Below are 13,305 nucleotides of genomic sequence, written 5' to 3' on the forward strand. Positions count from 1 at the left end.
ATTTATATTGATTGGTTGAACAGGCCGTTTCCGCCCACCCCGTGGGTATGGGACGGTTTTTTTAGCCGGTTTCGAATTTAGTGCAGGACGGACGACCAATTTTCCTTGGTCCCCGGACTGTGTCTGTAACACATTTACGGAGAGTTTGATCCTGGCTCAGGATGAACGCTGGCGGCGTGCTTAACACATGCAAGTCGAACGATGACTTCTGTGCTTGCACAGAATGATTAGTGGCGAACGGGTGAGTAACACGTGAGTAACCTGCCCCTGACTTCGGGATAAGCCTGGGAAACCGGGTCTAATACCGGATACAACGGACCACCGCATGGCGGTCCGTGGAAAGCTTTATGCGGTTTTGGATGGACTCGCGGCCTATCAGCTTGTTGGTTGGGGTAATGGCCCACCAAGGCGACGACGGGTAGCCGGCCTGAGAGGGTGACCGGCCACACTGGGACTGAGACACGGCCCAGACTCCTACGGGAGGCAGCAGTGGGGAATATTGCACAATGGGCGGAAGCCTGATGCAGCGACGCCGCGTGAGGGACGAATGCCTTCGGGTTGTAAACCTCTTTCAGCAGGGAAGAAGCGAAAGTGACGGTACCTGCAGAAGAAGCGCCGGCTAACTACGTGCCAGCAGCCGCGGTAATACGTAGGGCGCAAGCGTTATCCGGAATTATTGGGCGTAAAGAGCTCGTAGGCGGTTTGTCGCGTCTGCTGTGAAAGCCCGGGGCTCAACCCCGGGTCTGCAGTGGGTACGGGCAGACTAGAGTGATGTAGGGGAGACTGGAATTCCTGGTGTAGCGGTGAAATGCGCAGATATCAGGAGGAACACCGATGGCGAAGGCAGGTCTCTGGGCATTAACTGACGCTGAGGAGCGAAAGCATGGGGAGCGAACAGGATTAGATACCCTGGTAGTCCATGCCGTAAACGTTGGGCACTAGGTGTGGGGGACATTCCACGTTTTCCGCGCCGTAGCTAACGCATTAAGTGCCCCGCCTGGGGAGTACGGCCGCAAGGCTAAAACTCAAAGGAATTGACGGGGGCCCGCACAAGCGGCGGAGCATGCGGATTAATTCGATGCAACGCGAAGAACCTTACCAAGGCTTGACATGAACCGGAAAGGCCTGGAAACAGGTCCCCCACTTGTGGCCGGTTTACAGGTGGTGCATGGTTGTCGTCAGCTCGTGTCGTGAGATGTTGGGTTAAGTCCCGCAACGAGCGCAACCCTCGTTCTATGTTGCCAGCGCGTTATGGCGGGGACTCATAGGAGACTGCCGGGGTCAACTCGGAGGAAGGTGGGGACGACGTCAAATCATCATGCCCCTTATGTCTTGGGCTTCACGCATGCTACAATGGCCGGTACAAAGGGTTGCGATACTGTGAGGTGGAGCTAATCCCAAAAAGCCGGTCTCAGTTCGGATTGAGGTCTGCAACTCGACCTCATGAAGTTGGAGTCGCTAGTAATCGCAGATCAGCAACGCTGCGGTGAATACGTTCCCGGGCCTTGTACACACCGCCCGTCAAGTCACGAAAGTTGGTAACACCCGAAGCCGGTGGCCTAACCCCTTGGGGAGGGAGCCGTCGAAGGTGGGACCGGCGATTGGGACTAAGTCGTAACAAGGTAGCCGTACCGGAAGGTGCGGCTGGATCACCTCCTTTCTAAGGAGCACCTCAGGGTGGCATTGCCTTCCACAGTGTGGGTGGTGTGCCCTGCAGGAGATGCCCATATCGGAGACATATGTTCTCCGGTGGGTGCTCAAGGGTGGAATATCAATGGATAGGCGCCGGCATGCCGGTTTCAGAGGCCAGTACGTTCCCTTCGGGGTTCCTGGAAAACCTCCTGTTACCGTGTGGGTCCGGTTAGTCGTTTGGCACACTGTTGGGTCCTGAAGCAACAGGCACCCGCATGTCCTTCCCTTCGGGGCGGGGGTTGCGGGTAACCTGGTTTGTTTCTGTTTGTTCCTGCGCAGGCCGGAACCGTATCACTGACACCCTTTGCGGGGTTGTCCGGTGCGGGGACGGGTGTGACGGGGTTGTTGTTTGAGAACTACATAGTGGACGCGAGCATCTTAAAATATTAAGTGCAATTTCAGAAAAACCTGGTAGATCCGGGTGCCCTTCGCGGGTGCCTGGTGAGACCGTGGTTTTCTCGATAGCGATAATAAATTGATCTTAGTGGTCAAGTTTTTAAGGGCACACGGTGGATGCCTTGGCATCAGGAGCCGAAGAAGGACGTAGGAATCTGCGATAAGCCTGGGGGAGTTGATAACCGAACTTTGATCCCAGGATGTCCGAATGGGGAAACCCCGCCCGGCGCGCGAGTGACCGGGTGACCCGCATCTGAACACATAGGGTGCGTGGAGGGAACGTGGGGAAGTGAAACATCTCAGTACCCACAGGAAGAGAAAACAACAGTGATTCCGTTAGTAGTGGCGAGCGAACGCGGAAGAGGCTAAACCAGTGGTGTGTGATAGCCGGCGGGCGTTGCATCACTGGGGTTGCGGGACTTTCCGTACCGATTCTGCCGGATCGGTGAAGTGAGTGCAGGTGCATAGGTGAACTGGTTTGAAAGCCAGGCCGTAGAGGGTGTTAGCCCCGTAACCGGAATGTATGCTGCCGCTTGGAGAGGATCCCAAGTAGCACGGGGCCCGAGAAATCCCGTGCGAATCTGCCAGGACCACCTGGTAAGCCTAAATACTCCCTGATGACCGATAGCGGACAAGTACCGTGAGGGAAAGGTGAAAAGTACCCCGGGAGGGGAGTGAAATAGTACCTGAAACCGTGTGCCTACAAACCGTTGGAGCAGCCTTGTAGCTGTGACAGCGTGCCTTTTGAAGAATGAGCCTGCGAGTTAGTGTTACGTCGCGAGGTTAACCCGTGAGGGGAAGCCGTAGCGAAAGCGAGTCTGAATAGGGCGATGCAGTGGCGTGATCTAGACCCGAAGCGGAGTGATCTACCCATGGCCAGGTTGAAGCGACGGTAAGACGTCGTGGAGGACCGAACCCACTTCAGTTGAAAATGGAGGGGATGAGCTGTGGGTAGGGGTGAAAGGCCAATCAAACTCCGTGATAGCTGGTTCTCCCCGAAATGCATTTAGGTGCAGCGTTGCGTGTTTCTTACCGGAGGTAGAGCTACTGGATGGCTAATGGGCCCTACAAGGTTACTGACGTCAGCCAAACTCCGAATGCCGGTAAGTGAGAGCGCAGCAGTGAGACTGTGGGGGATAAGCTTCATAGTCGAGAGGGAAACAGCCCAGACCACCAACTAAGGCCCCTAAGCGTGTGCTAAGTGGGAAAGGATGTGGAGTTGCCCAGACAACCAGGAGGTTGGCTTAGAAGCAGCCACCCTTGAAAGAGTGCGTAATAGCTCACTGGTCAAGTGATTCCGCGCCGACAATGTAGCGGGGCTCAAGTACACCGCCGAAGTTGTGGATTTCAGATATTAGATAAGCCTTCGTGGTTCAGTCGTCTGGAGTGGTAGGGGAGCGTCGTGTGGGCAGTGAAGCCGCGGTGGAAACCAGCGGTGGAGCCTACACGAGTGAGAATGCAGGCATGAGTAGCGAAAGACGGGTGAGAAACCCGTCCGCCGAATGATCAAGGGTTCCAGGGTCAAGCTAATCTGCCCTGGGTAAGTCGGGACCTAAGGCGAGGCCGACAGGCGTAGTCGATGGACAACGGGTTGATATTCCCGTACCGGCGAAGAACCGCCCATACCAAGCAGGGGACACTAACCGTCCGGAGCCTGCCCGATCACCCTTGTGGTGTGAGGGTTTTGGCCGAGCACGGGACCTGATCCTGGGAGGTAAGCGTATTAACAGGTGTGACGCAGGAAGGTAGCCGGGCCAGGCGATGGTAGACCTGGTCTAAGGACGTAGGGTCCGTGATAGGTAAATCCGTCACGGTGTCTTGGATGACGAACCTGAGATCCGACGGGACCCCCTCACGGGGGGATCCGGTGATCCTATGCTGCCTAGAAAAGCATCGGCGCGAGGTTCCAGCCGCCCGTACCCCAAACCGACACAGGTGATCAGGTAGAGAATACTAAGGCGATCGAGAGAATTATGGTTAAGGAACTCGGCAAAATGCCCCCGTAACTTCGGGAGAAGGGGGGCCCCAACCTTGATGGACACTTGCTGTCCGGAGGGGATCGGGGCCGCAGAGACCAGGGGGAAGCGACTGTTTACTAAAAACACAGGTCCGTGCGAAGTCGCAAGACGATGTATACGGACTGACTCCTGCCCGGTGCTGGAAGGTTAAGAGGACCGGTTAGCCCTTACGGGCGAAGCTGGGAATTTAAGCCCCAGTAAACGGCGGTGGTAACTATAACCATCCTAAGGTAGCGAAATTCCTTGTCGGGTAAGTTCCGACCTGCACGAATGGAGTAACGACTTCCCCGCTGTCTCAACCATAAACTCGGCGAAATTGCAGTACGAGTAAAGATGCTCGTTACGCGCAGCAGGACGGAAAGACCCCGAGACCTTTACTATAGTTTGGTATTGGTGTTCGGTGTGGCTTGTGTAGGATAGGTGGGAGACTGTGAGACCCGGACGCCAGTTCGGGTGGAGTCATCGTTGAAATACCACTCTGGTCATACTGGATATCTAACTTCGGCCCGTAATCCGGGTCAGGGACAGTGCCTGATGGGTAGTTTAACTGGGGCGGTTGCCTCCTAAAGAGTAACGGAGGCGCCCAAAGGTTCCCTCAGCCTGGTTGGCAATCAGGTGTCGAGTGTAAGTGCACAAGGGAGCTTGACTGTGAGAGAGACATCTCGAGCAGGGACGAAAGTCGGGACTAGTGATCCGGCGGTACATTGTGGAATGGCCGTCGCTCAACGGATAAAAGGTACCTCGGGGATAACAGGCTGATCTTGCCCAAGAGTCCATATCGACGGCATGGTTTGGCACCTCGATGTCGGCTCGTCGCATCCTGGGGCTGGAGTAGGTCCCAAGGGTTGGGCTGTTCGCCCATTAAAGCGGTACGCGAGCTGGGTTTAGAACGTCGTGAGACAGTTCGGTCCCTATCCGCTGCGCGCGCAGGAAATTTGAGAAGGGCTGTCCTTAGTACGAGAGGACCGGGACGGACGAACCTCTGGTGTGTCAGTTGTACTGCCAAGTGCACCGCTGATTAGCTACGTTCGGATGGGATAACCGCTGAAAGCATCTAAGCGGGAAGCCCGCTTCGAGATGAGATTTCCATACACCTTGTGTGTGAGAGGCCCCCAGCCAGACCACTGGGTTGATAGGCCGGATGTGGAAGCGGGGACTAAAGACCCGTGAAGCTGACCGGTACTAATAGGCCGATAACTTACACCACAACAACACCTGGACGGACACGACTTCAAACGGTCCGTCAAAGTATAAAGGGTGTTGAAGATCATGCTGCTTGCGTCCACTATGTGGTTCCCGGACAACAACCCGTGTTGTTGCCGTAGGAACCGAACCCACTCCCTTGTCCGGGGGGTTGGTTCACCTTTTTTACCGCACTGCCGGCACCCTTGCAGCGTCTTTTGGCGTGATAGGGGTTCCGGGACGTGTTGTAACCAGAGATTTCCCCACCCCGCTTTGCGGGGGTGCGGGTAGCAGGGTTACGGCGGTCATAGCGTGGGGGAAACGCCCGGTCCCATTCCGAACCCGGAAGCTAAGACCCACAGCGCCGATGGTACTGCATCCGGGAGGATGTGGGAGAGTAGGTCACCGCCGGACAACATTTGTTCAGAGGGTCAGGTCCGCACCAATGGTGCGGGCCTGACCTGTTTAAGCGGCACTGTCTTTCCGGGCCTGCTCGACCAGGCCGATTCAACCCCGCCGATTCAACCCCGCCGATTCAACCCCGCCGGCCGGAAGCTATGGGATAAATAACAACCCCCGAAGAGCGGCCGGTTCGGTCAAAGCAACCCCAGACACGTTGTAGAATAGAAGAGTACTTCCCGCCGCACTGCGGCCGGGGCAAAAGTTACGGCGGTCATAGCGTGGGGGAAACGCCCGGTCCCATTCCGAACCCGGAAGCTAAGACCCACAGCGCCGATGGTACTGCATCCGGGAGGATGTGGGAGAGTAGGTCACCGCCGGACATCCTTTATAAAATGAAGGCTCGCACACTGATGTGCGGGCCTTCATTTGTTTAACATCCCGGCACTCCTGACCGCGGCAGCCAAGCGCGCAACAATGGGCCTGTGCCCGGTGTGAGCAGGAACCAGCTGTACAGGCGGGAGTTCAACTCAGGACCCGATGTTGACCGCACCGCATTCTTCAGTGATGCCGTTTTTGCGATCGCGATGACTCTGCTGGCTGTGGGGATCCAGGTTCCCCGGGTCCCGGCGGACCAGCTCGGTGAGGCTGTAGCCGGGCAGTTCCGGGAGTTCGCAGCATACGCGCTCTCCTTTGTTGTCACTGCCGCATACTGGCTAAGCCATCACCGGCTCTTCCGCAGCCTGCGCGGTTTCACCCAAAGCCTTCAGCGGCTGAACTTGTTGCTGCTGCTGTTTGTGGCCCTGATCGGATATGCCACGGATGTATTGGCGTTTTATGCTGACGAAGCGGTCGGCGTCGCCATCTATGCGGGGTTGCTGGGCCTCACCGGAACGGTGGACACACTCATGTGGCTCTACTGCAGCCGCCGGGGCCTGTTCCGGGACGGGTTGCCGCCCGAGTTGCTTCGCACGGCCTGGATCCGGGCCGGAATCGCTCCCGCAGTGTTCCTGCTTTCCATCCCCATCGCCTTCCTGGACGAGGACGCGGCGAAGTACTCCTGGCTGGCCATGGTGGTCATCAACCTCCTGGTCGGGATCCATGACCGCAGGCCATTGCCGGGTCTCTAACCCTGCTTGTACCACCCCCGATTCGTTGGTTTGGCCCCGTGTCGGGTAGTCTTATATCTGCTTCTACGGGAGCAAGCCTGGAGGATTCGCCTAGCGGCCTATGGCGCACGCCTGGAACGCGTGTTGGGTTAACGCCCTCGGGGGTTCAAATCCCCCATCCTCCGCCAGAGCAAAGAAACACCCCGGTCCTCGGACCGGGGTGTTTCTTCGTTAAGCCCCGCCTGCGTTACGGCCGCAGTGCCGTGCGCGTGGCTACCGCGATGGATCCCAGCCCCAGGGCCGCCGTCGCACCGGCCAGGCCGAGGTACACCGCCGGCACGATGGTGGGCAGCGGCATCCCCGAGACGCTGACGGCAATGCCCATCAGCGGGGGAAGGGCCAGGACGGTACCGATGACGATGGCAGCCGCGACGATCAGCAGGGACTCCGCTCCCATCATGCGCCGCAGCTGGGTATCCGAGGCGCCCAGGGTGCGCAGCAGCATCATTTCCGGCCGACGGCGTGCCGTGGCCATCACGAGCGTGTTGACCACGGAGACGGCCAGGTACCCCAGCAGGACCAGCATGGCGATGATGGAAACCCACTTGTCGGCGTTCCGCTCGGCCGCACCGGCGGCACCCAGTTCCTCCTTATCGAGCAGCGTCAGCCCGAGTCCGCTGACCGCGGTGGCCAGCTCAGCCGGATCGGTCTCCGGCTCCGCCGTCACCAGCAGGTAATCGTTCAGTCCGCTGGTGGTGTGGCTGCGCAGCGTTTCATTCGCCACGGCGACGTCGCCGAACCCCAGCCCCCGCTCGTACGTGGCGACGACGACGGCGGTCGCCTCGGTTCCGTCGCCGTAGTAGAACTCGAAGTCCTCACCCACTGCCGTACCCGCTTCACGGGCCAGTTCCGCGCTCAGCGCCACGGTACCGTCGTCGGACAGCCGGTCCAGCGACCCTTCCCGTACAGCGAGGTCCAGTGTCCCGTTGACGTCCTGTGCCGCCAGTCCTTGAATGGCGTAGGGTTGGACACCGTCCTCCATCCCGGCGAAACCGGCCTTGGCCAGGATCGCGGAACGGGCCACCGGTGAGGTCGCCTCCACCCCGGGCAGCGCCGCCACCCGGTCCGCCAGATCAGCGGAAACCCCGGATCCCGGAGCACTGACCAGGTACCCGGCCACCACCCCGTCGCGGGACTGCCGTTCGGCTTCCGATTCCACGGTGGTCGGCATAAAGAACTGCACCGATCCAAGGGCAATGGACAGGGCCAGCGGAACAATCCCGGATGCCAGCCGCCGCGGGAACGCGGAGGCGTTGGCTTCGGCCAGGGCCAGCGACGCGGAGGGGCTCCGGCGGACCAAGGGCTGCACCAGTTTCAGCGCGCCTGTAACCAGCCAGGGGCCCAGCAGCCCGGTGCCGATGACCAGCAGCAGGATGCTGGAGGCCGCTGCGGCAAGTCCTGCGGTGCCGGGGACTGCTACCGGCACCAGGGCCGCGACGAGGCCGGCGGCCAGCAGGGAAACGCCGGTGATGACCCGTCCGCGGCCCAGTTGGGAGGCTTCCGTGACGGAGTCCCGCAGGGCGTCGGTCGGCGCGGCACGGACCGTACCGCGGGCGGAGACCAGGGAGGCGCCCACGGCTGCGGCAATGCTGATGGCCACGGCGGCCAGTGCCGGCAGTGGGCTGAAGGCCAGCACAAAGTCTTCCGGAATCACGCCGGCAGCGGCGAACCGGCCGCCCAGGAACCAGGCGAGCAGGAAGCCGGGTGCAGCGCCCAGTACCGCGGCAGCGCCGGACACCAGCAGGACTTCACGCACTACGATGCCCAGGGTCTGGTTGGCTCCGGCCCCCACGGCACGCAGCATGGCGAACTCGCGCCGTCGTCCCATGATGGACAGGGACAGGGTTCCGGCGGTGACAAACACGGCGGTCATCACGGCAACCCCCGCCAGCGAACCGCTCAGCAGGAGCAGCGTCGACCGGGCGGCGGACCCGCCCAGGTTCTCCACATCTCCGCGGCGGTCTCCGGTGTAACCCACGACGCCGGCCACCTGCGCCTCGATGTCGGCGGAGAGCTGCTCGGGGCTGACACCGGACTCGGCCGTCACCCCTACCGTTGCCACCGTCTCGCCGTGCGGCCAGAGGGCCTGCGCCCCGGCGGTGCTGAGGAAGGCGGCAGGGCCGGAGGAGCCGGTCCCTGCGTCCGCCGCAACCAGGCCGGAGACGGTGTACTCGGACGGTTCGCCGCCATGGCTGAGGACCAGGCGTCCGCCCGGAGCCACACCGAAGGACTCATCGACCACGACGTCCGTCAGCGTCGTTGGTGCGTCCCCGGCGGTCAGCTCAAAGGGAGCCAGGGCAGCGGAGTCCCAGGCCGCCGCCGAAACAGCTGTTCCGTCGGTCGTGGCCAGCGGCACGTCGATGTTGCCCACCGCCCGGTCCACACCGGGGACGGCCGCAATCTCCTCGACTACGTCCGCGGGGAGCAGGACCCGCTCGGCGAAGGGGGCGTCCATGTCCTCGACGACGGGGTGCGACTGCGGCGCCCCCACAACGACGTCGGCGCCCTGCATCCGCTGCGGGGCGATGCCGCCGCGGGTGCCGGACTCAATGAGGACACCCATCGCGGTGATGAGCGCGGCGCACAGGAACACGGCCACGAAGACCCCGGCGAAACCGCCGCGGTGGTGCCGGATCGAAGCTTTGGCAAGTGTCCACATGTCAGTGCTCCCCAAGGGTCGCCATGCGTTCGCTGACATCCAGCGCCGTGGCACCGGTCAGGCTGCCGTCGAGGCGTCCGTCCGCCAGGAAAATAACGGTGTCGGCGGCGCCGGCGGCCACGGGATCGTGGGTCACCATCACCACCGTCTGGCCCAGGGCGGAAACCGTGTGCCGCAGCAGGTCCAGCACCTGGCGTGCGGTGCCCGAATCCAGGGCGCCGGTGGGCTCATCGGCGAAGACGGCGTCCGGGCGGGTGATCAGCGCCCGGGCAATGGCTGCGCGCTGCTGCTGCCCGCCGGAGAGTTCCTGGGGTTTCCGTTCGCCCAGTCCGGCCAGCCCCACTGCCTCCAGCACGTAGTCGAGCCAGACCTTGTCGGTGCCGCGTCCGGCCAGCAGCAGGGGAAGCGTCACGTTCCGCGACACGGTGAGCTGGGGGAGCAGGTTGTAGGACTGGAAGACGAAACCGACGTGGTCGCGGCGGAAGCGGGTCAGGGCCTTGCTGCGCAGCTGCGAAATTTCGGTGGTTCCCAGCAGCACCCGGCCGCGGTCCGGGGCATCCAGTCCGGCCGCGCACTGCAGCAGCGTGCTTTTGCCGGAGCCGGAGGGGCCCATGACCGCGGTGAAGGTGCCGGCCGGAACGGCGAGGGAGACATCCCGGAGGGCCGGGACGGTGGTGTTGCCGGAACGGTAGCTCTTGGACACGCCCTGCAGCTGCAGGGCTGCCGGGCCGGAGAATTCGGAAGCATCGGTAAACATCGGGTCATCCTTTGGTCGAAGCGGTGATGAATGGGGGAACCTGCTGTCTTCGACGCTACGGATTGCGGAAACCGGATCCGATACAGCCAACAGCCCGGTTTGGGGTATAGCTGGCTATACCGACAGCGGGAGGGACGCAGGGCATAATTCAACGGGTGAGACTCCCCAACCGCGCCAGAACCCGTATCCGGGATGCGGTGTACCTTGTGCGCGAGGGCGGCTACTGGCTCGTGTCCCTGTCCCTCCTGACGGCCGGGGTCGTGCTGCTTCCGTTCCTGCCCCTGGGCATCGGCCTGTACGCCGTCCCCACCCTTCTGGACGTCCTGGACCGGTTTGCCGCCCGGGCCCAGGACCGCGCCGCAAAGTTCTCTTCGGCCGTCATCCCCTTTGACCGGCGCCGCCTCACGGGCCGGTATTCCTTTGCCGAACTGGCGGCCCTGCTGAGTGCACCCGAAACGAAGCGGGATCTGTCGTGGCTGCTCTTCCACGGCGCGTTTGCCGTGCTGGCCGCGTTGCTGACCCTCGCGCTTCCCTTTGGCGCGGTGCTTTATGTGGTCGCGGCACCGTTGTGGCAGCTCTTCCCGCCGGAAGCACCGCTGGAGTTGACCATCTTCGTCCGGAACTGGGGCGACGCCTTCCTGATGATGCTGCTGGGCGGCGTGTATGCAGCCGCGACGTGGTTGCTGCTGCCCTGGCTCGCGCGCCGGTTCAGCGGGGCGACGCTGGCCATCCTTTCGCCCCGCCGGTACGCGGACCTGGCCCGCCGGATCTCGGACCTTTCCGCAGCCCGCGCCAGCGCCCTCGCCGCCCACGCGGCCGAACTGCGCCGGATTGAGCGGGAACTGCACGACGGCGCACAGAACCGGCTGGTCGGCGTCGTCATGATGCTGGGACTGGCCCAGCGTGCCGCCGAAACCGACCCCGCCGCCGCCGTCCCGTTCATCGGCCGGGCGCAGGACGCCGCGACCGAGGCGCTCGCGGGACTGCGCGCCGCCGTGCATGACATTTATCCGCCGGTCCTGGACGAACTTGGCCTGGGCGGGGCAGCCTCGGCGTTGACCAGCCGCTCGCCCATCCCCACCTCCCTGAACGTGGACGGACTGCTCCGTGCCCCCGCAGCGGTGGAATCAGCGGCGTATTTTGTCCTGGCCGAAGCCCTCACCAACGCCGCGAAGCACTCCGGTGCGTCGCGGATTGACGTGGTCCTGCGGACCGAATCAACCTCCCGGGAGGATGTCCTGGTGATCCTGGTGAACGACGACGGCCGCGGCGGTGCGACGGCGGCCCCGGCCGGCGGCGCGCAGGCTCCGGCCGATGCCAACGGGTCCGGAACCGGGCTGGCCGGGATCGCCCGGCGTGCGGCCGCGTTTGGCGGCAGGCTGCTGCTGAGCAGTCCCGACGGTGGACCGACGAACATAAGGGTGGAACTGCCATGCGCCTTCTAATTGCCGAGGACGACGCCCTGCTGCGGGCCGGCCTGGAACTGCTGCTCCGCGGGGAGGGGTTCGAGGTGGCGGGGTCGTGGGACAACGCCGATGATCTGCTGGCCGCCTTCGAGCCCGGCAGCGCCGATGCCGCCGTGCTGGATGTCCGGATGCCGCCGACCTTCACCAATGAGGGGCTGCGGGCCGCCCTGGAACTCCGGTCGCGGGTGCCCGGTTTTCCGGTCCTCGTCCTCTCCGCGTACGTGGAGGACCGCTACGCCAGCCGGCTGCTGGCCTCAGGTGCCCAGGGTGTGGGCTACCTGCTGAAGGAACGCGTCGGCAACGTGGGCGAGTTCGTGGACGGCCTGCGGCGGGTGGCCGGCGGCGGAACGGTGATGGACCCGGAAGTCATCGCCCAGCTGTTCAGCCGCCGCAGCAACCAGGACCCCATCCGGTCCCTGACCCCGCGGGAATTCGAAGTGCTGGGGCTCGTGGCCGAAGGGCTGGGCAACACCGCCATTGCCTCCGCCATCTCCGTGTCCGAGACCGCGGTCAGCAAGCACATTGGGAACATTTTCGCGAAGCTCGGGCTCGCCCAGTCGGACAGCGGCCACCGCCGCGTGCTCGCGACCCTCGCCTACCTGCGCTCCTGACCCGTTCCCCTGCGGCCTTTTCACAGCGGGTCTTGTTCCCGGACGGTACCGGTGACAAGGTGTGATGCACTACAGCCGGGCGCAGGAGGAACGCACGTGGAACACAGCGGCGGAAAGGTAGCGCTGATCACCGGTGCTTCGCGGGGGATCGGGCGGCGCGTGGCCGAGCGGCTCGCGGCGCAGGGGACCGCCGTCGTCGTTAGTTACCGCCGGAACGCGGAACTGGCCAAGGACGTGGTGGCCCAGCTGCAGGATCTGGGCGGCGGCGGAATCGCGGTGCAGGCCGACGTCGAAAACCCCGAAGACATCATCCGGCTCTTTGACGCCGCCGCGGAGGAGTACGGCCGGCTGGACTTTTTCATCAACAACGCCGCTGCCGCCGCGTTCAAGAACGTGGTGGACCTGAAAACCCACCACCTGGACCGGGCCTACGCGGTGAACGTACGCCCGTTCGTGCTCGGCGCGCAGGAAGCGGTGAAGCTGATGGACGACGGCGGCCGGATCGTCGCGCTCACCAGTTACGGGAGTACCCGGGCCTTCCCCACCTACGCCGCCCTCGGCTCCTACAAGGCCGCAGTGGAATCCTTTGTCCGTTTCATGGCAGTGGAATTCGGCCCCTACGGCATCAACGTCAACTCCGTGAACGGCGGCCTGATCGAGTCCGATTCCCTGGACTACTTCTACACGATGGACGGCATGGCACCGATGGGCAGCGTCATCTCCCGCCTGCCCAAAGGCCGCCCCGGCACGGTCGACGAAATGGCCGCCAGCGTGGAGTTTCTGCTGTCTCCCGGCGCCGAATACATCACGGGCCAGGTCCTGGCGGTCGACGGCGGCCTGTCGGTCATTGCCCCGCCGTTCCACGCCGACGCGTCCGGCCCGCCGGTCGCCCTCCCGGACCGGCCCACCCGGGGCCGCAGCCGGTAGCCCTCCCCGCCGTATGGAGTGAAAGGAAG

Annotated in this window: 6 protein-coding genes, 1 tRNA gene and 4 rRNA genes; 9 read left to right on the forward strand and 2 right to left on the reverse strand. The window is 62.9% G+C overall.

Annotation, left to right across the window (positions count from 1 at the left end; genetic code table 11):
* The first annotated feature begins 133 nt into the window (after window positions 1-133).
* From QNO10_RS01045 to QNO10_RS01070, 6 genes are all read left to right on the forward strand, one after another.
* Window positions 134-1,660 (forward strand): 16S ribosomal RNA (locus QNO10_RS01045).
* A 518-nt stretch (window positions 1,661-2,178) separates the two neighbouring features.
* A 23S ribosomal RNA gene (locus tag QNO10_RS01050) occupies window positions 2,179-5,313 on the forward strand.
* A 272-nt stretch (window positions 5,314-5,585) separates the two neighbouring features.
* Window positions 5,586-5,702, forward strand: a 5S ribosomal RNA gene (gene rrf, locus QNO10_RS01055).
* A gap of 251 nt (window positions 5,703-5,953) precedes the next feature.
* Window positions 5,954-6,070, forward strand: a 5S ribosomal RNA gene (gene rrf, locus QNO10_RS01060).
* The 16S, 23S and 5S rRNA genes sit together here, the layout of an rRNA operon.
* A gap of 111 nt (window positions 6,071-6,181) precedes the next feature.
* Window positions 6,182-6,817 carry a TMEM175 family protein gene (locus QNO10_RS01065; RefSeq protein ID WP_284162276.1) on the forward strand — a complete coding sequence of 212 codons (636 nt, stop codon included), beginning with the start codon at window positions 6,182-6,184 and terminating at the stop codon, window positions 6,815-6,817.
* Between the two features lie 79 nt (window positions 6,818-6,896).
* Window positions 6,897-6,984: transfer RNA gene (locus tag QNO10_RS01070), tRNA-Ser, on the forward strand.
* Between the two features lie 59 nt (window positions 6,985-7,043).
* Here QNO10_RS01070 and QNO10_RS01075 read toward each other — a convergent pair.
* Both QNO10_RS01075 and QNO10_RS01080 read right to left on the reverse strand, forming a co-directional pair.
* Window positions 7,044-9,515 (reverse strand): ABC transporter permease, encoded by a 2,472-nt coding sequence (locus QNO10_RS01075; protein WP_229951357.1) that lies wholly within the window; start codon window positions 9,513-9,515, stop codon window positions 7,044-7,046.
* Between the two features lies 1 nt (window position 9,516).
* Window positions 9,517-10,272, reverse strand: a complete 756-nt coding sequence (locus QNO10_RS01080) for an ABC transporter ATP-binding protein (RefSeq protein WP_229951356.1) — start codon at window positions 10,270-10,272, stop codon at window positions 9,517-9,519.
* A 155-nt stretch (window positions 10,273-10,427) separates the two neighbouring features.
* On the opposite strand from QNO10_RS01080, the gene QNO10_RS01085 reads away from it, so the two are divergent.
* The 3 genes from QNO10_RS01085 to QNO10_RS01095 all read left to right on the forward strand — a co-directional run bounded on the left by QNO10_RS01085 (window position 10,428) and on the right by QNO10_RS01095 (window position 13,276).
* Window positions 10,428-11,717, forward strand: a complete 1,290-nt coding sequence (locus QNO10_RS01085; RefSeq protein ID WP_229951353.1) for a sensor histidine kinase — start codon at window positions 10,428-10,430, stop codon at window positions 11,715-11,717.
* Window positions 11,705-12,349 carry a response regulator gene (locus tag QNO10_RS01090; RefSeq protein ID WP_229951351.1) on the forward strand — a complete coding sequence of 215 codons (645 nt, stop codon included), beginning with the start codon at window positions 11,705-11,707 and terminating at the stop codon, window positions 12,347-12,349. The genes QNO10_RS01085 and QNO10_RS01090 overlap by 13 nt, the downstream gene beginning before the upstream one ends.
* A 96-nt stretch (window positions 12,350-12,445) precedes the next feature.
* Window positions 12,446-13,276 (forward strand): SDR family oxidoreductase, encoded by an 831-nt coding sequence (locus QNO10_RS01095; RefSeq protein ID WP_229951349.1) that lies wholly within the window; start codon window positions 12,446-12,448, stop codon window positions 13,274-13,276.
* Window positions 13,277-13,305: the final 29 nt, after the last annotated feature.

This window comes from Arthrobacter sp. zg-Y919, from assembly GCF_030142045.1.
GTDB lineage: Bacteria > Actinomycetota > Actinomycetes > Actinomycetales > Micrococcaceae > Arthrobacter_B.

Excerpts from the sequence above, each read along its gene's own strand:
- QNO10_RS01075 (WP_229951357.1), bottom strand. The coding sequence starts at position 9,515 with ATGTGGACACTTGCCAAAGCTTCGATCCGGCACCACCGCGGCGGTTTC.
- QNO10_RS01080 (WP_229951356.1), bottom strand. The coding sequence starts at position 10,272 with ATGTTTACCGATGCTTCCGAATTCTCCGGCCCGGCAGCCCTGCAGCTG.
- QNO10_RS01090 (WP_229951351.1), top strand. The coding sequence starts at position 11,705 with ATGCGCCTTCTAATTGCCGAGGACGACGCCCTGCTGCGGGCCGGCCTG.